This window comes from Nocardioides sp. YJ-D4 (genome assembly GCF_054031495.1).
The window spans coordinates 4,576,457-4,597,429 of record NZ_CM132932.1; the positions used below are offsets into that span (position 1 = coordinate 4,576,457).

A 20,973-nucleotide genomic window follows, 5' to 3' on the forward strand; every position below is an offset into this window, starting at 1 on the left:
TGGAAGGAACAGTATGAACATCACCGACAAGTCCGCCCTCGTCACGGGCGGTGCCTCCGGACTCGGCCTCGCCACCGTACGCAGGCTCCACTCGGCCGGGGCACACGTCGTGATCCTCGACCTGCCCGGCAGCGACGGCAAGCAGGTCGCCGCCGACCTCGGTGAGCGCGCCGTCTTCGTGCCGGCCGACGTCACCGACGAGGAGCAGGTGCAGGCAGCCGTCGACGTCGCCGTCGCGGATGCACCTCTGGCTGTGACGGTGAACTGCGCCGGCATCGGCAACGCGATCAGGGTCGTCGGGAAGGACGGCTCGCCGTTCCCGCTGACCGACTTCACCAAGATCGTCAACGTCAACCTGGTCGGCACCTTCAACGTGCTCCGGCTCGCCGCTGCCGCGATGGTGGCCGGCACCGAGATCGACGGCGAGGAGCGCGGCGTGGTCGTCAACACCGCATCGGTCGCCGCCTTCGACGGCCAGATCGGCCAGACGGCGTACTCCGCCTCCAAGGGGGGCATCGTCGGGATGACCCTGCCGATCGCCCGCGATCTGGCCAACCATCGGATCCGGGTCAACACGATCGCGCCCGGCCTGTTCCACACGCCGCTGTTCAACGCGCTGCCGGAGGAGGCCATCGACTCGCTCGGCGCCCAGGTGCCGCACCCCAGCAGGCTCGGCAGGCCGGAGGAGTACGCCGGTCTGGTCGCCCACATCGTCGAGAACCCGATGCTCAACGGCGAGGTGATCCGGTTGGACGGCGCGATCCGGATGGCGCCGCGCTGAGGTGGGCGGCGAAGCTGATGGCACGGTGACCGACCACGCCGAACCCTGGGAGACCCGCATCGGCGTACCCGAGTCGTTCACCGTGTCCACGCCCGGGACGGAGTCCGAGCTGCCAGGCGGGGAGGTGTGGGGGCCGCTCGTCGACGCGGTGCGCGGGTTCCTCGACGACCTCGCGGGCTCGCTCCCCGACCAGGAGCGCGTCGTCGCGCTCACCCGCCAGGTCGAGGAGTGGTCGGACCGGCTGCGGCAGCATCAGGTGCCTGAGGCGCGGCAGGCGTTCGGCCACCGCGTCGACCTGGACGGCCGCGGTCAGGTGATGGCGCCTGCGTTCGTGCTCACCAGCCGCGGCCAGGACAGCGTAGAGGGAACCGTCACCTTCGGGCGCTACTTCCTCGGTGGTCACGGCGCCGTCCACGGGGGAGCGGTCGCGCTGCTCTTCGACGAGGTGCTCGGACGTCTCTCCGACACCTGCGGACGGCCACCGGGGCGCACTGCCGGCCTGACGGTGAACTTCCGGGCGGTGACGCAGGTCGACAAGCCGCTCACGGTCCGGGCCCGGTTCGAGAAGGAGTCGGGCCGCAAGCGCTACCTGGTGGGCGAGATCTGGGATGGCGAGCTCCTCTGCGCCGACGCCCGCGCGCTCTTTCTCGGCCTCCGTGCCGGCCAGGGCTGAGGCGCCATGAATTCAGACAGCTCGGATCAACCAAGGAGCAGGCGATGACCGAAGTGGCCGCGATCGCGGAGACGACCCGGAAGCTGGTGGAGACCCACGTCCTCCCGGTGGAGGACGAGCATGACGGCGACGTCGAGGCCGCGGGCGGAGAGACCCTGCGGGCCCGGCTGCAGGCCGAGGCCCGCGCCGCAGGAGTCTTCGCACCGCATGCGCCGGTGGCGTACGACGGGCTGGGGCTCGGCATGGTCGAGCGCGCCCCGGTCTTCGAGGCCGCCGGGCGGGGGCTGTTCGGCCCGATGGCGCTCAACATCAACGCACCCGACGAGGGCAACATCCACCTGCTCGCCCACGTCGCCGACGAGAGGCAGCAGGAGCGGTTCCTGGCCCCGCTGGCCCGGGGCGAGGTGCGCTCGGCCTTCGCGATGACCGAGCCCTCGCCGGGCGCGGGCGCCGACCCCTCGGCGCTGGTCACCCGCGCCGAGCGCACCGCGGCAGGATGGCGGCTCAACGGCCACAAGTGGTTCATCACCGGAGCCGACGGGGCGGCATTCCACATCGTGATGGCGCGTACGTCCGGAGAGCCCGGTGGAGCGGGCGGGGCGACGATGTTCCTGGTGGCCGCGGACGCTCTCGGCGTCGACCTGGTACGCCACGTCGGCACCCAGGACCGCTCGATGCTGGGTGGGCACTGCGAGATCACCTACACCGACGTCGAGGTGGGCGAGGACGCCGTGCTGGGCGAGGTCGACCACGGGTTCCGCTACGCCCAGATACGTCTCGGCCCGGCCCGGATGACGCACGTGATGCGCTGGACCGGCGCCGCCACCCGCGCCCACGAGACCGCCGTACGTCACGTCGCCGACCGCCGCGCGTTCGGGGCCCGGCTCGCCGAGCAGGGGATGGTGCAGCAGATGATCGCCGACAACGAGATCGACCTGGCCGCCACCAGGGCGCTGCTCCTGGCGGCCTGTCGCGAGCTCGACGACGGCGGCCGGGCCTCGGAGTCGACGTCGATCGCCAAGACGTTCGCCGCCGAGGCGCTGTGCCGGGTCGCGGACCGGGCGGTCCAGATGTGCGGCGGCCTCGGGGTCTCCCGCGACCTGCCGGTCGCGCGGATCGCCCGCGAGCTGCGCCCGTTCCGGATCTACGACGGTCCCTCCGAGGTGCATCGCTGGTCGATCGCCCGCCGCGCGGTGCGCCGGATCGCGGGAGACCTGTCATGACGTCCGTGCTCACCGACTTCGAGCTGGCCGCGGTGCGCACCCAGATGCTGGCAGCCGGCGCCGAGGTCGGCCCCCGCCTGGGCGGCAGTCTGATCTCCGGTGGCCGCTCCAACCTGACCGTCCTCCTCCACGATGGCGTACGCCGCTGGGTGCTGCGCACGCCCCCGCGGCACGGCCGCACCCCGTCGGCGCACGACGTCGGCCGCGAGTTCCGGGTCACCAGCGGTCTGGCCGGCACCGACGTGCCGGTCGCGGCACCGGTGGTCTTCTGCGACGACGAGGCCCTCTTGGGCGGCCCGTTCTCGGTGTGGGAGTTCGTCGACGGGGTGACGGTCCAGTCTCGCGACCAGCTCGAGGGCCTGGACCAGAACGTCGTCGACGGCATCATCGATGCCCTGGTCGAGGCACTGGCGGCGCTGCACCGGGTGGACCACGTCGCGGTCGGCCTGGAACGCTTCGGCCGCCCCGACGCGTACGTGCGTCGTCAGATCACCCGTTGGTCGAGCCAATGGGAGCTGGTCGCTCCGGCCGGCGCCGAGATGCGCGACGCCGCGGACGAGGTGCGGGCCGTGCTCGAGAATCAGGTTCCCGACCAGCGGCACACCTCGATCGTCCACGGCGACTACCGCATCGACAACGCGCTGCTGGACCTGTCCGGCGCGACGCCGAGGGTCGCGGCCGTCGTCGACTGGGAGCTTTCCACGATCGGTGACCCCATCGCCGACGTGGCAACCATGTGCGCCTACCGGCACCCCGCCTTCGACCACGTCCTCGGCTTCCCCACGGCGTGGACCAGCCCGCGACTCGCCGACGCCGAGACCCTCGCCCACCGCTACGAGCGCGTCGGCGGCATCGAGCTCGAGCACTGGCCGGTCCATCTCGGGCTGGCCTACTACAAGATCGCCGTCATCGCCGCGGGCATCGACTACCGCTGGCGAGCCGAGGGCGCACCGGAGGACGGTAACGACACCGCGGGATTCGCGGTCGTCCCGTTCCTGGAGGCCGCCCTGACCGCTCTCACCGCCGGCCGACCGACCCGAGGAGCACGATGTTCGACCACCTGCTGAGCCCCCTGCGCCTCGGCACCCTGGAGCTGCCCAACCGCGTCGTGATGGGCTCGATGCACACCGGCCTGGAGGACGCCGACGAGGACGTCCCGCGGCTGGCCGGCTACTTCGCGGAGCGTGCCCGCGGCGGTGCGGGGTTGATCATCACCGGCGCGTACGCGGTCAACGCCGAGGGTCGCCTCGAGGAGGGCTCGGGCGACATCGCCACCGATGACCGGATCGACGCCCACCGCCCGATCACCGACGCGGTGCACGCCGAGGGCGGCCGGATCGCGCTGCAGCTGATCCATGCCGGCCGCTACGGCCGGCACACCGCCAGCGTCGGCGCCTCCGAGATCAGGAGCCCGATCAACCCGTTCCAGCCGCGCGCGCTGACCAGCGAGGAGGTCTGGCAGGTCGTGGACGACTTCGCGGCGGCCGCCGCGCGAGCTCGGGCCGCCGGCTATGACGCGGTCGAGATCATGGCCTCGGAGGGCTACCTGATCAACCAGTTCCTCGCGCCCCGGACCAACGACCGCACCGACGAGTGGGGTGGCACGGCCTACGCCCGGAGGCGGCTGCCGGTCGAGATCGTGCGGCGGATCCGGGCCGAGCTGGGTCGGGACTTCCCGATCCTCTACCGGATCTCCCTGCTCGACCTGGTCGACGGCGGCCAGACCTGGCAGGAGACCATCGAGCTCGCGCAGGCCCTGCAGGAGGAGGGTGTGACGGCTTTCAACACCGGGATCGGCTGGCACGAGGCGCGGATCCCGACGATCATCACCCAGGTGCCACGCGGTGCGTGGCTGCGCTACACCCGGCTGCTGAAGGCCGCGGTGGCCGTCCCGGTGTGCGCCTCCAACCGGATCAACACCCCACAGCTGGCCGACGACATCGTCGCTGCCGGCGACGCCGACCTGGTCGCGATGGCCCGGCCGCTGCTGGCCGACCCGGCCTTCGTCGCCAAGGCCGCCGCCGGGCGAGCCGACGAGATCAACACCTGCATCGCCTGCAACCAGGCGTGCCTCGACCACGGCTTCTCCGGGCTGGAGACGTCCTGCCTGGTGAACCCGCGCGCCTGCCGGGAGACGGTGTGGACCATCCAGCCCGCGCCCCGGCGCCGCAGCGTCGCGGTCGTCGGCGCGGGACCGGCCGGCCTCGCCGCCGCGGTGACCGCCGCCGAGCGCGGACTCGCGGTCATCCTCTTCGAGCGCGAGCAGGAGGTCGGCGGACAGTTCCGGCTTGCGATGGAGGTGCCCGGCAAGGAGGACTTCGCCGATACGCTGCGCTACTTCCGGCGTCGTCTGGAGGTGCTCGACGTCGACCTACGCCTCGGGTCTGCCGCATCGCCGACCGACCTCGACGGATTCGACGAGGTCGTGGTCGCCACCGGCGTCCGGCCGCGGATCCCGCGGATCCCGGGAATCGACCACACCAAGGTCGCGAGCTACGCCGACGTGCTCGCCGGGCGGGTGACGCCCGGCGAGCAGGTGGCGGTGGTGGGAGCCGGCGGCATCGGCGTCGACGTCTCCCACTGGCTCACCCACGATCCCACGGAGGACCTCGACGGATGGCTGGCGCGGTGGGGCGTCGACCCCACCCTGACGCAGTCAGGAGGGCTCACCGAGCCGCGACCGCACGAGCCGTCCCGCAAGGTCACGCTTCTGCAGCGTAAGGCGACCGCTATCGGCAAGGACCTCGGGAAGACCTCGGGCTGGGCCCATCGAGCGGTGCTCGGCCAAGCTGGCGTCGAGCTGGTCCCGGGCGCGTCCTATGAGCGCATCGACGACCACGGACTCCATGTCGTCGTCGACGGCGTCTCCCGCACCATCGAGGCCGACACCGTCGTGGTCTGCGCCGGCCAGGAGTCGGTGCGTGACCTCTACGACGCCTTGGTCGCCGCCGGTCGTACGCCGCACCTGATCGGTGGCGCGGACCTGGCGGCCGAGCTAGATGCGAAGCGCGCGATCGCCCAGGGCACATCCGTCGCCGCGGCGCTGTAGCTGGGCGCCGGCCGCTTTCAACTCACGTCAGTCGCCGGACCGATCGGCAAAATGTGGCGCACACCACTCTCTTTAAACCTAATGGTGATAGATTTAGTCCAACGTTTAGCCTAGGAGGAGACTTGATGACACGGATGCAGCGTGCTGAAATGCCGACATCGGGCGCGAAGATGTCCCGGCCTGTCGTCCCACTCGTCCATCTGTTCGCTGTCTCGGTCGTCTGCGTAGTCCACCTGGCGATCCCGTCTGCGTCCGCCGGCGGGAACCGGCCGGGCTCCGCGCCTCCTGGTGGCGTCTCGGTGCCGACGGCGGCGGTCCGAGACCCGGCGAGCTATTCGCAACCGGCTGTCGTGGCGGTCGGCGTCCCGCAGAGGCAGGTCAGGCAGGCTGCGTCAGGCGCTTCGACGGCGGGGGTCCCGAACGCTGCGCTCGCCGCCTACCAGCGCGCTGAGACGGTCATCAACGCTGCGGACAGCACGTGCAACCTCGACTGGCAGCTGCTCGCGGCCGTGGGTCGCGTCGAGTCGGACCACGGCCGCTTCGGCGGCAGCAGTCTGGGGGCCGACGGTGTCTCTCGTCCGGGCATCTACGGCATTCCTCTCGACGGTACGAACAAGACCCAGGCGATCGCGGACACGGACTCCGGGCAGTACGACCGGGACACGGTCTGGGATCGTGCTGTCGGTCCGATGCAGTTCATCCCCGCCACATGGTCGGCCGTCGGTGTGGATGCTGACGGCGACGGGCAGAGGGATCCCCAGGACATCAACGACGCCGCGCTGGCCGCAGCGGTGCACTTGTGCTCGGGTTCTCAGAGTCTCGGCACTGAGGCCGAGCGCCGCACAGCGGTCCTCCGCTACAACCACTCGCGGTCCTACGCCGACCAGGTGCTGCAGACCCGCCTTGCATACCTGAAGGGCGACTACACTGCCGTGCCCGGTCAGGCCATACCGGTGACCTATGGCTCCGGCACCAGCCGGCGGGCTTCAGCTGGGGGTGACGGCCAAGGGGAGGTGCCGAGACCAAGGCGGATCGCACGGGGTGACGACGGTGCCACAGGGCATCCGGGCTCCGCTCCGGAACGTGAGGCTGGTGGTCGGGACAGCGGGGAGGGCGCCACGGGGTCCAACCCCAGATCGCCTGCCCCGGAGAAGGCTCCCGCTTCGCCGCCCGAGCAGGAGCAGAACGAGGCCGACGCGACTCTCGAGAAGGTCGCCGAGCCGCTTCCGGATCCTGTCCGTGAACCCGTCGATCGCGTCTTGACCCTGACCCAGGCGGTCACCCGATGCACGGCGAACGGCGTGAGTCGGCTCGATCTCGTCGCCTGGAACCGCTGCATCGACGACCTGGTCCGATGAGCTCCCGACTCGCTGCGGACCCGGCGCGACCGTCGGTCGAGCGTCAGCTCGAGAGGTAGGCGCGCAGGTGGGCCATCGCGGCGTCGAGCAGATGAGGGAGCGAGGCGTCCTCGTCGGCGAGCCATGCCTGATAGGCGGTCAGCGCGAGGGCGAGCGAGACCTGGCCGATGGTCTGGGGGAGGAGGTCGTCGGGGCGCGTGCCGGTGCGCTCGGCGGCGTACTCCGCGATGACCTCCCGCCAGCTCGTGTAGCGGAGCACCGAGTGGGCCTGGAGCGCCGGGGTGGTCAGGATCAGGCGCATCCGGTCGCGGTGGCTGGGGCTGGCATCGGCGGGGAAGTCGTTGAAGGCGAGTACGCCGCGGTGGACCGCCTCGTGCAGCGGGAGCTCGGTCGGCATGGAGCGCAGGATCTCGCGGAAGCCGTCGAGGGTGCGGTCGAACTGGCCCCAGGGGATGTCGTTCTTGGAGGGGTAGTAGCGGGTGATGGTGCGTCTGCCGACGCCGATGGCTTCGCCGATGTCGTCGAGAGTGGTGGCCTCGAAGCCTCTGGTCATGAAGAGCCGGAAGGCGGCCTGCTCGATCTCCGCGTGCGTGGTCGCGGCGGGTCGTCCGCGGAGCGAGCTGCGCCGCGGCGCGGGGGCGGGGCGGGTCGGCATTCGTCGGAATCTATCAGCAGCCTCGGTCGTGCCGAAGCGCAAAAGTGTTGCCGGTTCGGGTGAACCCCTATCTTTTTGACCCTGAGTGTCATTAATGTGTCCTGCGTCACCCGAGATGAAGGAGAGCTGTCATGAACCCTGAAGAGAACACTCAGGTCGTGGACGAGGCCCTGACCGATGAGTCGCTGATCGAGGAGGTCTCGATCGACGGCATGTGCGGCGTCTACTGATCCCGAGCTGATGAACGCCGTGAGCCTGGACAGCGCGTGGGCGCTGTCGCCGTCGGTCGAGCTGCGTCCCGAGCCGTTCGGGGCGCTGGCCTACCACTTCGGGAACCGGAAGCTGACCTTCCTCAAACGCCCGGAGCTGGTGGCGGTCGTGCGTGCCCTGGGGTCGCACCCGGACGTACGCGGTGCGCTCGTGGCATCGGGGGTGCCGGAGGACCAGCACGCTGCGTACGTCGCTGCGCTCTCCGGCCTCGCCCGGACCGACATGATCCGACCCGCCCGACCCGAATCCGCCTGAGAAGGAGCGTGACGATGAAGCTGGTGGAGCACTTCGAGCTCGGCCTGGATGCGCCGATCTGCCTGACCTGGGAGCTGACCTACGCGTGCAATCTGGAGTGTGCGCACTGCCTGTCGAGCAGCGGCCGGCGCGACCCGCGCGAGCTGAGCACCGAGCAGTGCGAGGCGGTGATCGACGAGCTGCAGCGGATGCAGGTCTTCTACGTGAACATCGGCGGCGGCGAGCCGACGGTGCGCCCCGACTTCTGGCACCTGGTCGAGTACGCCGTGGCCCATGACGTCGGGGTGAAGTTCTCGACCAACGGCGTCCGGCTCACCCCGGAGCGGGCGCAGTGGCTGGCGGGCAGCGACTATGTGGACGTCCAGATCTCGCTCGACGGTGCCACGGCCGAGGTCAACGACCGGGTGCGGGGGACGGGATCGTATGACACCGCGATCACGGCGCTGCGCAACCTGCACGAGGCGGGGTTCCGCGACGCCAAGCTCAGTGTGGTCTGCACCCGGGAGAACATCGGTCAGCTCGACGAGTTCAAGGCGATCGCCGACCGATTCGGGGCGACGCTGCGGCTGACCCGGCTGCGTCCCTCGGGCCGTGGAGCCGATGTGTGGGACGAGCTCCATCCGCTGCCCGAGCAGCAGCGCGAGCTCTACGAGTGGCTTGTCGCCAACGGCGACAACGTGCTGACTGGGGACTCCTTCTTCCATCTGGCCGCCTTCGGGCCCGAGGACGGCAGCGGCGCTCTGCCCGGTCTCAACCTCTGTGGCGCCGGCCGGGTGGTGTGCCTGATCGACCCCGTCGGCGACGTCTACGCCTGCCCGTTCGCGATCCACGACCAGTTCCTGGCCGGCAACCTGCTCACCGACGGCGGCTTCGACGCGGTGTGGAAGACCTCGGCGCTCTTCCAGGAGCTGCGCGAGCCGCAGACCGGTGGCGCCTGCTCGGGCTGCGCCCACTACGACTCCTGCCGCGGTGGCTGCATGGCTGCGAAGTTCTTCACCGGTCTGCCGCTGGACGGGCCGGACCCGGAGTGCGTCCAGGGGTACGGCGAGTCCGCCCTGGCGGGAGCGCGGACGATCCCGGCGGTCAGCCAGGACCATTCCCGCAGCGCTCCCAGCCGTAACGCACCGGTGCTGCTGACGCTCTCGCGACGGCGTCCGGACTCTGATCTGGCCCCGCCGGTGAGTGCGTGCGCCGAGTCGCCGCTGGCCGGCTTCGCACCCAACTGACCCCTGAGAACAGAAGCGAGAACTGACATGGCCTGGAAGAACCCCTGGAAGCAGAACCCGTGGTTCGAGTCCGTCGCGGTCGCGCAGGAGCGTGCCCGCAAGCGGCTGCCGAAGCCGGTGTACGCAGCCCTGCTGGCCGGCTCCGAGCGCGGCCAGACGATCGCGGACAACCAGCAGGCGTTCGCCGACCTCGGGCTCGCGCCGCACGTGGCCGGCCATCACGACAAACGTGAGCTGGCGACCACGGTCCTGGGCCAGGAGATCGGGTTCCCGGTGATCATCTCGCCCACCGGCGTACAGGCTGTGCATCCCGACGGTGAGGTGGCGGTGGCCCGAGCGGCGGCGGCCCGGGGCACCGTGATGGGGCTGTCCAACTTCGCCTCGAAGTCGGTCGAGGAGGTCGTGGCGGCCAACGCGGCGACGTTCTTCCAGATGTACTGGACCGGTGACCGCGAAGTGATGGTCCGCCGGATGCGCCGGGCCCACACCGCCGGCGCGAAGGCGCTGATCGCCACTCTCGACTGGTCGTTCTCCATGGGCCGTGACTGGGGCAGCCCGGAGATCCCGGAGAAGGTCGACCTCTCCGCGATGCTCAGGTTCGCGCCGCAGGTGATGAGCCGGGGCAGGTGGATGGCGGCGTACGCCCGCAGCGGCGGCATCCCGGACCTCACCGCGCCCAACCTGGCGCCGATCGCCGACGACGGCAGCCTGGGGGAGCCGCCTACGTTCTTCGGTGCCTACTACGAGTGGATGACCACGCCGCCGCCGTCCTGGGAGGACGTCGCCTGGATGGCGGCCACCTGGAAAGAGCTGAGCGGGGACAAACCGTTCATGCTCAAGGGCGTCTGTCGGGTCGACGACGCGCTGCGCGCTGTCGACGCGGGCGTGGACGCGATCTCGGTCTCCAACCACGGAGGCAACAACCTCGACGGCACCCCGGCCGCCATCCGGGTGCTGCCCCCGATCGCCGCCGCGGTCGGCGACCAGATCGAGGTGCTCCTCGACGGTGGCGTACGCCGCGGCTCCGACGTCGCCAAGGCGCTCGCCCTGGGCGCACGCGCGGTGATGGTCGGGCGCGCCTACCTGTGGGGCCTGGGCGCCAACGGCCAGGCCGGCGTCGAGAACGTCCTCGACATCCTCCGCAACGGCCTCGACTCCGCGGTCCTCGGCATGGGCAAGGCCTCCATCCACGACCTCACACCAGAGGATCTGGTGATCCCTGACGGCTTCGAGCTCGCCCTGGGTCAACCATCGGACCAACCATCGGGCCGGCCGTGAGCCTGGTCGACCGCCCCTGGCCGGAGATCGTGCCGGGCGGCGCGGTCCTGGTGCCGGTGGGGTCCACCGAGCAGCACGGCCCCCACCTGCCCCTCGACGTCGACACGGTGATCGCGACCGCGGTGGCCGACGAGCTCGCCCCGCTCATCGGCGCCTCCGTCGCTCCGGCGGTGCCGATCGGTGCCAGCGGGGAGCATCAGTCGTTTCCCGGGACCATCTCGATCGGGACGGCGGTGCTGACCTCGGTCCTGGTCGAGCTCGGCCGCTCGTCGACCACCTGGGCCACCCGGGTCGTCTTCGTCAACGGTCACGGCGGCAACCTGGACGCGGTCAGGGCCGCCGTGACGGTCCTTCGCGCCGAGGGGAGAGAGGTGTCCTGGGTGCCCTGTCAGGTCCCGGGCGCGGATCCGCACGCCGGCCAGACCGAGACCTCGCTCATGCTCCATCTGGCCCCGGAACGGGTACGTCTGCGGCAGGCCGTCCCCGGCAACACCCGCCCGATCGCCCAGCTGTTGCCGGCGATGCGGGCCGGCGGCGTCGAAGCCGTCTCGGCCAACGGCGTTCTCGGCGACCCGACCGGAGCGAGCGCCGAGCACGGCAAGCGCATCCTCGACGCGATGGTCGTCGCTGCCTATGACCGGCTCCGGATGAGAGCCGCGGCACGATGAGTGCCGAGACGACACGGGTCGCGCTGGTGACCGGCGCCGCGCGCGGGATCGGCGCCGCGACGGTGCGTGGGCTGGTGGCCGAGGGCGTACGCGTCGTCGCGCTCGACTGGTGCGCGGGGGAGGAATCTCCGGCCGGCTATCCCCAGGCCACGAAGGCCGACCTGGACACCCTGGTCGCCTCGCTCCCGGCCGGCTCGGTCGAACCGGTCGTCGGTGACGTACGGGACCCGGCGGCGCTGACCGCCGCGGTCGATGCCGCGACGGCGAGGTGGGGACGGCTCGACATCGCGGTCGCAGGTGCGGCCGTGATCGCCGGCGGGCGCCCGCTGTGGGAGGACACCTCGCTCGACCTGCAGTGGCAGATCGACGTGGCCGGGGTCTGGAACACCGCGACGGCGGCCGTCCCGGCGATGCTCGCCGGGCCGGATCCTGGCGGCTGCCGATTCGTCGCGCTCGCCTCCGCTGCGGGCTCGCGCGGGCTGTTCCACCTCGCCGCCTACAACGCCGCGAAGCATGCCGTGATCGGTCTGGTGAGGGGCCTGGCCGCCGACCTGGCCGGGACGGGGGTGACTGCCTGCGCCGTCTCGCCGGGCTCCACCGACACCGCGATGCTCGCCGCGACCGCCGACCTCTATGGGGTCGGCCCGGCCGATCTCGCCGCACACCAGCTGCTGCGCCGCCCGCTCGCCCCCGACGAGGTCGCCGCCACCGTCGTGCACGCCTGTTCGCGTGCCGGGGCGGTGCTCAACGGCTCGGTCGTCGCCGCCGACGGAGGCTTCGGCGGATGAGGCTGCCGGATGGGTTCACGGTGCGGGTGCGCGATGACGTACGTCTCCTGCCCACGGCAGACGGCGGGCTGTCGCTGGTCGGCGGTTCCCCGCTGCGGTCGATGCGCCTGGCCTCCACGGCTGCCGACCGCGTGGCCGGCCGGCAGGTGCAGGTCGACGATGCCACCTCCGACCTCGTCGCTCGCCGCCTGCTCGACGGCAACCTCGCCGATCCCGCGGGGCTCACGCCCGTGGACCCGGCCGAGCTCACCGTCGTCGTCCCGGCCCACGACCGGCCCGAGCTCCTCGACCGCTGCCTGGCCGCGCTGAGCGGGCTCGGCGTCATCGTCGTCGACGACGCCTCCCGCGACCCGGAAGCCGTCGCGGAGGTGGTACGCCGCCACGGCGCCACCCTTCTCGTGCTGACCGACAACCTGGGAGCCGCCGGCGCCCGCAACGCCGGACTCGCCCGGGTCGCCACGTCCTACGTCGCCTTCGTCGACTCCGACGTCGCAGCCGCGCCGAGGATGCTCGCGCAGTTGGCGGGCCATCTCGCGGACCCTCGGGTCGCGCTGGTGGGGCCGCTGGTGCGGGGTCACAGCGACAAGGCTCGGCCAGCGTGGTTCGAACGCCATGACATGGCCGCCTCCTCGCTCTCCCTCGGCACCAGAGCATGCTCGGTGCGTCCCGGCGCGGCCGTCAGCTGGCTGCCGTCGGCCTGCCTGGTCGCCCGCACCTCGACCCTGCGCGAGGTCGGCGGGTTCGCCGGCGACCTGCGCGTGGGCGAGGATGTCGACCTGGTCTGGCGGCTGGTCGAGGCCGGGCATGTGGTCCGCTACGCGCCCGATCTCGAGGCCCTCCACGAGGTCCGCGGCACCGTACGCGGCTGGCTCGGCCGCAAGCTCGTCTACGGCACCGGCGGCGCCGAGCTCGGCCGCCGTCACGGCTCCGCGGTCGCCCCGGCCGTACTCTCTCCGGCCATGGCCGCCGCCGGCGCCGCGATCCTCACCTGCCGCTGGTGGTCGGCGCCCGCTGCGCTCGCCTCGCTGGTCTGGGGCGGCCGCGTCGTCTGGGATGCCCTTCCTGACGTACCCGGCCGCCGTGGCCTTGCGGCCCGGCTTGCGGTGAGAGGACTCGGCTGGTCGCTGCGCCAGGAGTCGGCGCTCCTGCTGCGCCACTGGTGGCCGCTCACGCTGGTGGCCTGCCTGTTCAGCCGAACCGTACGCCGCATGGTGATCGCCGCGCTCGTCGTCGACACCGCCATCGCCCTCCACGAGAGCGACGTCCGGCCCACGACCCTCCTCGGCCGCCGCCTCGACGACCTCGCCTACGGTGCCGGACTCTGGCTCGGAGCCGCGAGATCTCGGTCGCTGCAATGCCTCACCCCGCGCCTCGTGCGCCGGGTGGGCCGATAGGGCCACCCCGACTTTCGAAAGATACTTTCAGACTTTTGCATGATCAGTTTGAACTATTGACGGGTGCTTCGTTGGAACCGTAAGTTGACGATCGCACAACGTGACACAGGTCACAGTTGCGGCTCACTTGGCTTCACCCTCCCGAAGGAGCACTGATGCGCAACCGTCCCACCCCTGCCGCGAACCACGAGGTTCCGGCTATCGCACGCAAGCTCGGGCTCAACCGTCGGCAGCTGCTGGCGGCCACAACAGGCATGGCCGCGGCGGGAATCGCCCTCGGCGGTGTCCCTCTCGCCGGATCCGCCGCAGCCGACGCGCTGCTGATCCCGCGGCCGCGGCGCGGAATCATCCTCTACACGGTGCGCGACGCGATCAGTCGCGACCCGGCCACCAGCCCGTACGCCTCGGGGTTCAAGGCGGTTCTCGAGGAGCTCTCGAAGATCGGCTACCGGCAGATCGAGTTCGCCGGCTTCAACCAGAGCGCCAACGCGCCGGGCGGCAACGTCAACAACGTCGAGGGCGCTCACCTGCTGCGGATGTGGCTCGATGACAACGGTCTCGAGGCCGAGGGGAATCACGGGTCGGTTCCCTCCACGATCACCGATGCGTCACTGGCCGCGTTCGACGCGGCGTGCGAGGTCGCGAACATCTTGGGGATGAGGCACATCGGGACCGGAAGCGATCCCACCGGGTCGGCCTACCTCGCCGACTGGCAGGCCGCGGCCGATCGCTGGAACATCCTCGGTGAGCGCGCTGCTGGGCACGGGCTCAAGCTCTACACGCACAACCACGACGTGGCGTACAGCTTCCTGCTGGACAGTGGGCCGACCGACGCGCTGGGCCGCCCGACCCGGTCCTCCGGCGTACGCCGGCTGGAGTGGTTCCTGGCGAACACGGACCCCGGCTACGTTTCGCTGGAGATGGACATCTACTGGGCGCACGTCGCGCAGCACAAGCACCACACCTACACCGCCCCCGACGGAAGTCTCGTCGAGGACCGCTTCGACCCGCTCGAGGTCGTCAAGTCCGCGCCGATGCGCTTCCCGCTCTTCCACGCCAAGGACGGGAAGAAGGACGCGACGCAGGCCAACGGCTACGTGATGGCGCCGTTCGGGGAGGGCGACATCGACTACCAGGCCTTCTTCGGTGACATGCCGGCACGCGGCTATCACAACCCGATGTGGGAGCAGGACACCGCGCCCGGCGGTGCGGCCAACCCCGGCCAGTCCCTCGCCTTCGCCAAGCTGAGCTACCAGAACATGGACGAGCTCCGCGGCTGACCGGCCGCCACATCTCGCTTCGCGAACCGCCGGAGCGCGCCCTCATCGGGTCGCGCTCCGGCCACCGGCGTGCTCGGACGCCCTTCTTCGGCATCTTCCGCCCTCGTTCTCCAAGGAATCGTCATGCCCATGAACAGCTCAGCCGGTGGGGTACCCCGCCGGCGTGCCCGGCGATCACTCTTCGCGGTGACCTCCGGTCTCGCGCTCGCTCTCTCCTCCGGGCTCGCACTAGCGACGCCCGCTGCCGCCCACGACGGTGTCGATCACGGCACCGAACCCGGGGCCGGCCTCGCCCTGGACTGGTCCAACTACGAGAAGGTCACCCTCACCAAGGACACCGGTGAGCCGATCGACATGGCCGTCCTGCCGGACCGGCGCGTGCTCACGACGGCGCGCAACGGCGATGTCCGGCTCGTCGACCCCGACGCCGGTACGACCCGCGTGGTCAACACGATCGCGACGTACAACAACTCCGAGGACGGTCTGCAGACGATCACCCTCGCACCCGACTTCGAGGAGTCGGGCTGGGTCTACCTCTACTACGCGCCGCGCACCATGACCGGCCCCTACCCGACGACCACGCCGTCCGGCTCGGCGCCCAACACGCTGCCCGCCGGTCAGACCGAGGCCTACTGGGACCAGTGGAAGGGCTACAACCAGCTCACCCGCGTGAAGTGGGACGAGGCCGCCGACAAGCTGGATCTCGCCACCGAGCAGGTGATCCTCAAGGTCGAGGTGCAGCGCGGTCAGTGCTGCCACGTCGCCGGCGACGTCGACTTCGACGACCAGGGCAACCTCTACCTGGCCACGGGTGACAACACCCCGGCAGGAACCCCGGGTGCGAACGGGTACGCCCCCAACAACGACGCCCCCGGCTTCAACCCCGGTTTCGACTCGCGCCGCGGCGCGGGCAACACGAACGACCTGCGTGGCAAGATCCTGCGGGTCGCGGTCCAGGAGGACGGCTCGTACACCATTCCGGAGGGAAACCTCTTCGCCCCCGGCACGGAGGGCACGAGACCGGAGATCTTCGCGATGGGTCTGCGCAACCCGTTCCGGATCGATGTCGACCCCGCCACGGACTCGGTGAGCTGGGGCGACTACGGCCCGGACGCCGGGGCGCCGAACCCGGATCGTGGCCCGATGGGGTACGTCGAGTGGCAGACGACCGCGATCGACGAGCCGATCAACGGCGGCTGGCCCTACTGCACCGGCGACCAGTTCAACTACAACGAATGGAACTTCGAGACGGCGACGCCGCGGGAGTTCTTCGACTGCGCCGCCGGCGCGGAGAACAACTCGCGGTGGAACACAGGACTCTCGACCGTTCCGCCGGCCACCGCTGCGACCCTCTACTACGGCGACAACAACACCCACCAGCCGTGGCCGGAGCTGACCGACTTCAGCCCTGCCGGTGGCCAGGGGCCCATGGGCGGTCCGGTGTACCACTACGACGCGGACAACCCCTCGCCGACGAAGTTCCCCGAGTACTGGGACGGCAAGGCGTTCTTCGCCGAGTTCTCCCAGGACTACCTGGCGGCGTTCACCGTCGACTGGCCCAGTGGCCCGGTCTCGCACATCGAGCAGTTCCTGCCCAACACCGATCTCGAGACGAACCGGCAGCCGATCACCGACAGCCCGATCGACGTCGAGTTCGGGCCGGACGGGTCGCTCTACGTCCTCGACTACGGTGACGGCTTCTTCCGCGCCAACCCCGATGCCGGGCTCTATCGGATCGACTACAGCGTCGGCAACAAGGCCCCGCGTGCGGACATCGTCGCCGATCCCATCTCCAGCAGCTCGGCGCCGCTGACCGTCGAGTTCGACGGTTCGGGCTCGGTCGACCCCGAGGGCGGTGCGCTCACCTACGAGTGGGACCTGGACGGCGACGGCACCTTCGACGCGACCGGGGCGACCACGTCGCACACGTACGACGAGCTCGGCCGCTACACCGCTCGGCTCCGCGTCACTGATGCCGAGGGACGTCGCGGCATCACCTCGACCTCGATCAGCGTGGGCAACGTCGCGCCGACGATCGAGGTGGCCACGCCGGCCGAGGGAGGCTTCTTCGACTGGGGTCAGGCGGTGCCGTTCGACGTGACGACCGATGACGCCGAGGACGGGAACGCGACGGTGTGCTCACGGGTGACCTGGACGTTCGGGCTCGGGCACGACGTCCACGCCCACCCGCTCAGCCAGGGGACCGGGTGCCGATTCGCGATCCCGACGCCCGCCGATGCCACCGAGCACGGCGAGACGGAGAACATCTACGGAGTCGTCGTCATCGGCTACACCGACAACGGCGCCAACGGTGTGCCGGCGGCCAGGTCCGAGGTGTCGATGATCCTCAACCCGAAGTCGCAGGAGGCCGAGTGGGCCGACGCCTCCGAGGGCGTCGCGATCGCTCCGGACGACACGGCGAGCGGCCTGCGGAAGGTCACCTCGCTCGATGCGGGCGACTGGCTCTCCTGGAAGCCTGTGAACCTCGCCGGCATCACCTCGGCGAAGCTGCGCGCCAGCGGCACCGGCAGCGTGAAGCTGCGATGGGGGTCGGCCGACGCGACGCCGTTCGCCTCGTTCGACGTCGCCAGCGAGGGCTGGTCCGAGACGACGTCCGACCTGACCGGTGCGCCGTCGGGCAGCGGCGAGCTGTTCGTGACCTCCACCGGCGGCGTCACCCTGGATCGGATCAGGTTCGTGGGCGACGGCTTCGCCGACGTCGCGCCGCCGACGGTCTCGGCGACGCTCAATCCGGCGGAGCCGACCGGGCAGAACGGCTGGTGGACGGGGAACGTGTCCGTGGCCGTGGCGGCGACCGACAACGGCACCGTTGCCTCACGGCAGCGCTCGACCAACGGCGGTCAGACCTGGGAGAACGCGAACAACCCGCTCACGGTGTCCGCGGAAGGTGTCACGACCGTGCAGTACCGCGCGACCGACAACGGCGGCAACGTCTCCGACGTCGGGCAGGTCGTGGTGCGGATCGACAAGACCGCTCCGCAGGTCGCGGTCGACGGTGTCGCCGACGGCGCCGCCGACGGCAACTCCGGGGATGCCTCGTGGTCGGCCACCGACGCCACCTCCGGTGTCGGGTCCGTGACCGCGACCCTGGACGATGCCGCGGTCGCCGGCGACGAGCTCGCCCTGTGGCGGCTCTCGCTCGGGTCGCACACCCTCGAGGTCACCGCGACCGACAAGGCCGGACATGCGACGACGAGAACGGTGACGTTCACGACCACCACGTCGCTGACCGAGCTCACCGCCCTGACCGAACGGCTCGCTCGCTCCGGCGATGTCACGCCGGCAGGGGAGAGTGTCCTCGAGAAACGGCTCAGGCAGGCCGCCAAGCACGCCGAGGCCGGGCGCCTCGCCGCTGCGCGGTCGCAGCTGCAGGAGTACGCCGACCTGGCGGCCAGCTCGCTCAACGTCGCCGACCCCGAGGCGCGTGCCGCGCTGGTTCGGGACGCGCAGGCGGTGATCAGCCAGCTCTGAGGTGACTCTCCGTGCGGGTCCAAGGGCATGTCCCTTGGGCCCGCACGTTCGTACCGGTGCGGAGGTCAGTCGGTGAGGAAGCCGGCGGCGACGGGGGCGAACTCCTCGTGGAACTGGAAGATCCCGCCGTGACCCGAGTTGGGGTAGATGATCAGCTGGCTGCCCTTGATGCGGCGATGGAGGTCTTCGGAGAGAGCCGTGGGCACCATCCGGTCGTGGTCGCCGTTGGCGATCAGCGTCGGCAGGGTGAGCACCGAGAGATCTGACGGGGCGGAGCGACCGTACCTCTGGATCGCCTTCAGCTGGGTTCGCAGTGCCTTGATGCTGGCCGGCCGGTCACGGTCGGTGGTGCGTTCCTGGAGCCGCTTGATGAAGGCCTTCGCGGCCGACTTCCCGGCCGCGTCGCGGTTGAAGAAGAGGAACTCCTTGGGGTCCGACCTGGTCAGGGTCGCTCGGAGGATGTCCCGGTAGGTGACTCCGGCGACCTTCTCGATGTCCTTGCCGCCCCGGGGCCCGGTCCCGGTCAGCACCAGCCTGCGTACCAGCTCGGGGTGCTCGAGGATCAGATCCTGGGCGATGAAGCCGCCCATCGAGAAGGAGAAGATGTCGATCTTCTCGAACCCGAGCGCCGCGATGAACTCGTAGGCGTGGTCGGCGGCTTCCTCGATGGTGTCGGGCACCTTCCCGGTCGAGGCGCCGACGCCGCGCTGGTCGAAGGTGATGACGTGTCGCTTCTCCGCGATGGGGTCGACGATGCGGGGGTCCCAGTTGTCCAGAGTCGCGGCGAGGTGCACGAAGAAGACGACAGGTACGCCGCCCTTGGGGCCGAGCTCGCGGTAGGCGTAGGTCACGTCGCCGACGGTGACGGAGCGGGTCGGGGCCTGCTCGTAGGACGTGATGACGGGCTCGTTGCCGGGGGTGCTCATCGGGTCACCACGATCTTGCCGTTGGCCTTGCCCTGCTCGACGTACGCCATCGCTTCGAGCGTTTCCGCGAAGGGGAACGTGCGGTCGAGGATCGGCCGGAGGATGCCGTCGTCGTAGAGCGCGGCGAGGGTCGTGAGCTGGGTGCCGTTCGCCTCCATGAAGAGGAACGAGTAGCGCACGCCGAGCTTCTTGGCGCGGGACCGGATCTTGCGGCTCAACAGGGCCACGACGGGCTTGAGGAGCGGCTGGCCCAGCTGGGTCGCGAAGTGTGGGTCAGGTGGGCCGACCACGCTGATGGCCAGACCGCCCGGCTTCAGGACGGTCAGGGACTTCTCGAGACTGGCCGTCCCGAGCGAGTCGAGCACGACGTCGTAGCCGGACAGGACATCGGCGAAGTCGGTGCTGGTGTAGTCGACGACCTCGTCGGCGCCGAGCGCGCGGACCTTCTCGATGTCCTTGCTGTGGGCGGTGGTCGCGACGTAGGCACCGAGGTGCTTGGCAACCTGGACGACGGTGGAGCCGAGGCCGCCGGCACCGGCGTGGACCAGGACCTTCTGGCCAGGCTTGACGCTGGCCAGGCCGACCATGGCCTGCCACGCGGCGAGCGCGACCAGGGGTACGGCGGCGGCCTCCTCGAACGACAACGACGCCGGCTTGAGGGCGACGTCGTCTGCGTCGATGGCGATCTGCTCGGCGAAGGTGCCGATGCGCAGGTCGCGCGGCCGGGAGTAGATCGCGTCGCCGACCTTGAAGTCGCGGACCTCCGAACCGACCTCGGTGATCACGCCGGAGACGTCGTGGCCGAGGGTAAAGGGCGGCTTGTACTTCAGCAGCTGCTTGAACTCCCCGTTGCGGACCATCTTGTCGAGCGGGTTGATGCTCGCGGCGCGGACGTCGACGAGGACGTCGCGAGGTCCGACCGTCGGCGGCGGGACGTCGGCCGCCTCGAGCCCGTCCGGACCGTAGCGGGTGACGACGAAGGCCTTCATGGTGACTCCTGGGTGGGTGTTCCTGCGGGACGAGCTCCCGCGATGGTCATGGCTTGGGTGTAGGCCGCGGCGAGGATGCGGTCGGACATCTCGGTGTCGGTGACGGCACGAGCCAGCTGCAGCGCACCGACCAGGAGCGTGAACATGCCGATCGCACGCTCGTCGGTCTGCTGGCCGCCGCCCTCGTCGAGGTGGCGCGAGATCGCCTCGATCATCGAGCGGGCGCCCTCGGTGTAGGCGTCTCGGGTGGTCGTGTCGCAGCGTCCGATCTCGTCGAGGAGGGCGGCCGAGGGGCAGCCTTCGGCGGGATCGTCGCGGTGTGCGGCAGAGAGGTACTCGCGGAGGAAGGCCTCGACGGACGCGAGGCCGGTGGGAAGCGCGTCGACGACGGCGACCTGGTCGGCGAGCTGCTGGGTCACGACCGAGGCGACGAGGTCGTCCTTCGAGTCGAAGTGACCGTAGAAGGCTCCGTTGGTCAGGCCGGCGTCGGCGACCAGGGTCGCGATGCCGGAGCCGTCGATGCCGTCGCTCTTGAACCGGCGGCCGGCGGTCTCGATCATCCGGCGCCGGGTCGCTTCCTTGTGCTCCGGGCTGTATCTCGCCATGAGGTGGATCTCCTTCCAGGGGTTGTCAGAATCCTAGCATTACGATCATACTATTACGAACGT

At 70.5% G+C, this 20,973-nt stretch carries 19 protein-coding genes; 15 read left to right on the top strand and 4 right to left on the bottom strand.

Annotated elements, in window-relative coordinates:
- Nucleotides 1-13 precede the first annotated feature (13 nt).
- The 6 genes from ACW14X_RS21955 to ACW14X_RS21980 all read left to right on the top strand — a co-directional run bounded on the left by ACW14X_RS21955 (nucleotide 14) and on the right by ACW14X_RS21980 (nucleotide 7,084).
- Nucleotides 14-781 carry a 3-hydroxyacyl-CoA dehydrogenase gene (locus ACW14X_RS21955; RefSeq protein ID WP_457163287.1) on the top strand — a complete coding sequence of 256 codons (768 nt, stop codon included), beginning with the start codon at nucleotides 14-16 and terminating at the stop codon, nucleotides 779-781.
- Between the two features lie 25 nt (nucleotides 782-806).
- A complete protein-coding gene (locus ACW14X_RS21960) occupies nucleotides 807-1,454 on the top strand; it encodes a hotdog domain-containing protein (RefSeq protein WP_457163288.1) in 648 nt (215 codons plus the stop codon).
- A 44-nt stretch (nucleotides 1,455-1,498) separates the two neighbouring features.
- Nucleotides 1,499-2,677 carry an acyl-CoA dehydrogenase family protein gene (locus ACW14X_RS21965; RefSeq protein ID WP_457163289.1) on the top strand — a complete coding sequence of 393 codons (1,179 nt, stop codon included), beginning with the start codon at nucleotides 1,499-1,501 and terminating at the stop codon, nucleotides 2,675-2,677.
- Nucleotides 2,674-3,744 (top strand): phosphotransferase family protein, encoded by a 1,071-nt coding sequence (locus ACW14X_RS21970; RefSeq protein WP_457163290.1) that lies wholly within the window; start codon nucleotides 2,674-2,676, stop codon nucleotides 3,742-3,744. The genes ACW14X_RS21965 and ACW14X_RS21970 overlap by 4 nt, the downstream gene beginning before the upstream one ends.
- Complete coding sequence (locus ACW14X_RS21975) at nucleotides 3,726-5,726, top strand: oxidoreductase (protein WP_457163291.1); 2,001 nt, start codon at nucleotides 3,726-3,728, stop codon at nucleotides 5,724-5,726. Before ACW14X_RS21970 ends, ACW14X_RS21975 begins: the two co-directional genes overlap by 19 nt.
- A 125-nt stretch (nucleotides 5,727-5,851) precedes the next feature.
- Nucleotides 5,852-7,084, top strand: a complete 1,233-nt coding sequence (locus tag ACW14X_RS21980; RefSeq protein ID WP_457163292.1) for a lytic transglycosylase domain-containing protein — start codon at nucleotides 5,852-5,854, stop codon at nucleotides 7,082-7,084.
- A 43-nt stretch (nucleotides 7,085-7,127) separates the two neighbouring features.
- On the opposite strand, the gene mftR is transcribed toward ACW14X_RS21980, so the two are convergent.
- Nucleotides 7,128-7,739 (bottom strand): mycofactocin system transcriptional regulator, encoded by a 612-nt coding sequence (gene mftR, locus ACW14X_RS21985; RefSeq protein ID WP_457163293.1) that lies wholly within the window; start codon nucleotides 7,737-7,739, stop codon nucleotides 7,128-7,130.
- A gap of 131 nt (nucleotides 7,740-7,870) precedes the next feature.
- On the opposite strand from mftR, the gene mftA reads away from it, so the two are divergent.
- From mftA to ACW14X_RS22030, 9 genes are all read left to right on the top strand, one after another.
- Entirely contained in the window at nucleotides 7,871-7,969 is a 99-nt protein-coding gene (gene mftA / locus ACW14X_RS21990) for a mycofactocin precursor MftA (protein WP_457163294.1), read from the top strand.
- Nucleotides 7,970-7,979: 10 nt separating this feature from the next.
- A complete protein-coding gene (gene mftB, locus ACW14X_RS21995; protein ID WP_457163295.1) occupies nucleotides 7,980-8,264 on the top strand; it encodes a mycofactocin biosynthesis chaperone MftB in 285 nt (94 codons plus the stop codon).
- Between the two features lie 14 nt (nucleotides 8,265-8,278).
- On the top strand, nucleotides 8,279-9,490 hold the full coding sequence (gene mftC / locus ACW14X_RS22000; RefSeq protein WP_457163296.1) for a mycofactocin radical SAM maturase: 1,212 nt from the start codon (nucleotides 8,279-8,281) through the stop codon (nucleotides 9,488-9,490).
- A 27-nt stretch (nucleotides 9,491-9,517) separates the two neighbouring features.
- Nucleotides 9,518-10,768, top strand: a complete 1,251-nt coding sequence (mftD, locus tag ACW14X_RS22005; protein ID WP_457163297.1) for a pre-mycofactocin synthase MftD — start codon at nucleotides 9,518-9,520, stop codon at nucleotides 10,766-10,768.
- Nucleotides 10,765-11,436 carry a mycofactocin biosynthesis peptidyl-dipeptidase MftE gene (gene mftE, locus ACW14X_RS22010; protein WP_457163298.1) on the top strand — a complete coding sequence of 224 codons (672 nt, stop codon included), beginning with the start codon at nucleotides 10,765-10,767 and terminating at the stop codon, nucleotides 11,434-11,436. Before mftD ends, mftE begins: the two co-directional genes overlap by 4 nt.
- Nucleotides 11,433-12,224 (top strand): mycofactocin-coupled SDR family oxidoreductase, encoded by a 792-nt coding sequence (locus tag ACW14X_RS22015; RefSeq protein WP_457163299.1) that lies wholly within the window; start codon nucleotides 11,433-11,435, stop codon nucleotides 12,222-12,224. The genes mftE and ACW14X_RS22015 overlap by 4 nt, the downstream gene beginning before the upstream one ends.
- On the top strand, nucleotides 12,221-13,618 hold the full coding sequence (gene mftF / locus ACW14X_RS22020; protein WP_457163300.1) for a mycofactocin biosynthesis glycosyltransferase MftF: 1,398 nt from the start codon (nucleotides 12,221-12,223) through the stop codon (nucleotides 13,616-13,618). The genes ACW14X_RS22015 and mftF overlap by 4 nt, the downstream gene beginning before the upstream one ends.
- 155 nt (nucleotides 13,619-13,773) lie before the next feature.
- Nucleotides 13,774-14,898 carry a sugar phosphate isomerase/epimerase family protein gene (locus tag ACW14X_RS22025; protein WP_457163301.1) on the top strand — a complete coding sequence of 375 codons (1,125 nt, stop codon included), beginning with the start codon at nucleotides 13,774-13,776 and terminating at the stop codon, nucleotides 14,896-14,898.
- A 129-nt stretch (nucleotides 14,899-15,027) separates the two neighbouring features.
- On the top strand, nucleotides 15,028-18,390 hold the full coding sequence (locus tag ACW14X_RS22030) for a PQQ-dependent sugar dehydrogenase (protein WP_457163302.1): 3,363 nt from the start codon (nucleotides 15,028-15,030) through the stop codon (nucleotides 18,388-18,390).
- A gap of 65 nt (nucleotides 18,391-18,455) precedes the next feature.
- Here the strand turns inward: ACW14X_RS22030 and ACW14X_RS22035 are convergent, their stop codons facing one another.
- Genes ACW14X_RS22035 through ACW14X_RS22045 form a run of 3 tightly spaced genes read right to left on the bottom strand, consistent with a single transcriptional unit; the run spans nucleotide 18,456 to nucleotide 20,910 of the window.
- Nucleotides 18,456-19,316 (bottom strand): alpha/beta fold hydrolase, encoded by an 861-nt coding sequence (locus ACW14X_RS22035; protein ID WP_457163303.1) that lies wholly within the window; start codon nucleotides 19,314-19,316, stop codon nucleotides 18,456-18,458.
- Nucleotides 19,313-20,305 carry an NADP-dependent oxidoreductase gene (locus tag ACW14X_RS22040; protein WP_457163304.1) on the bottom strand — a complete coding sequence of 331 codons (993 nt, stop codon included), beginning with the start codon at nucleotides 20,303-20,305 and terminating at the stop codon, nucleotides 19,313-19,315. Before ACW14X_RS22040 ends, ACW14X_RS22035 begins: the two co-directional genes overlap by 4 nt.
- Nucleotides 20,302-20,910: a TetR/AcrR family transcriptional regulator gene (locus tag ACW14X_RS22045; RefSeq protein ID WP_457163305.1), complete on the bottom strand. Its 609-nt coding sequence runs from the start codon at nucleotides 20,908-20,910 to the stop codon at nucleotides 20,302-20,304. The genes ACW14X_RS22040 and ACW14X_RS22045 overlap by 4 nt, the downstream gene beginning before the upstream one ends.
- Nucleotides 20,911-20,973: the final 63 nt, after the last annotated feature.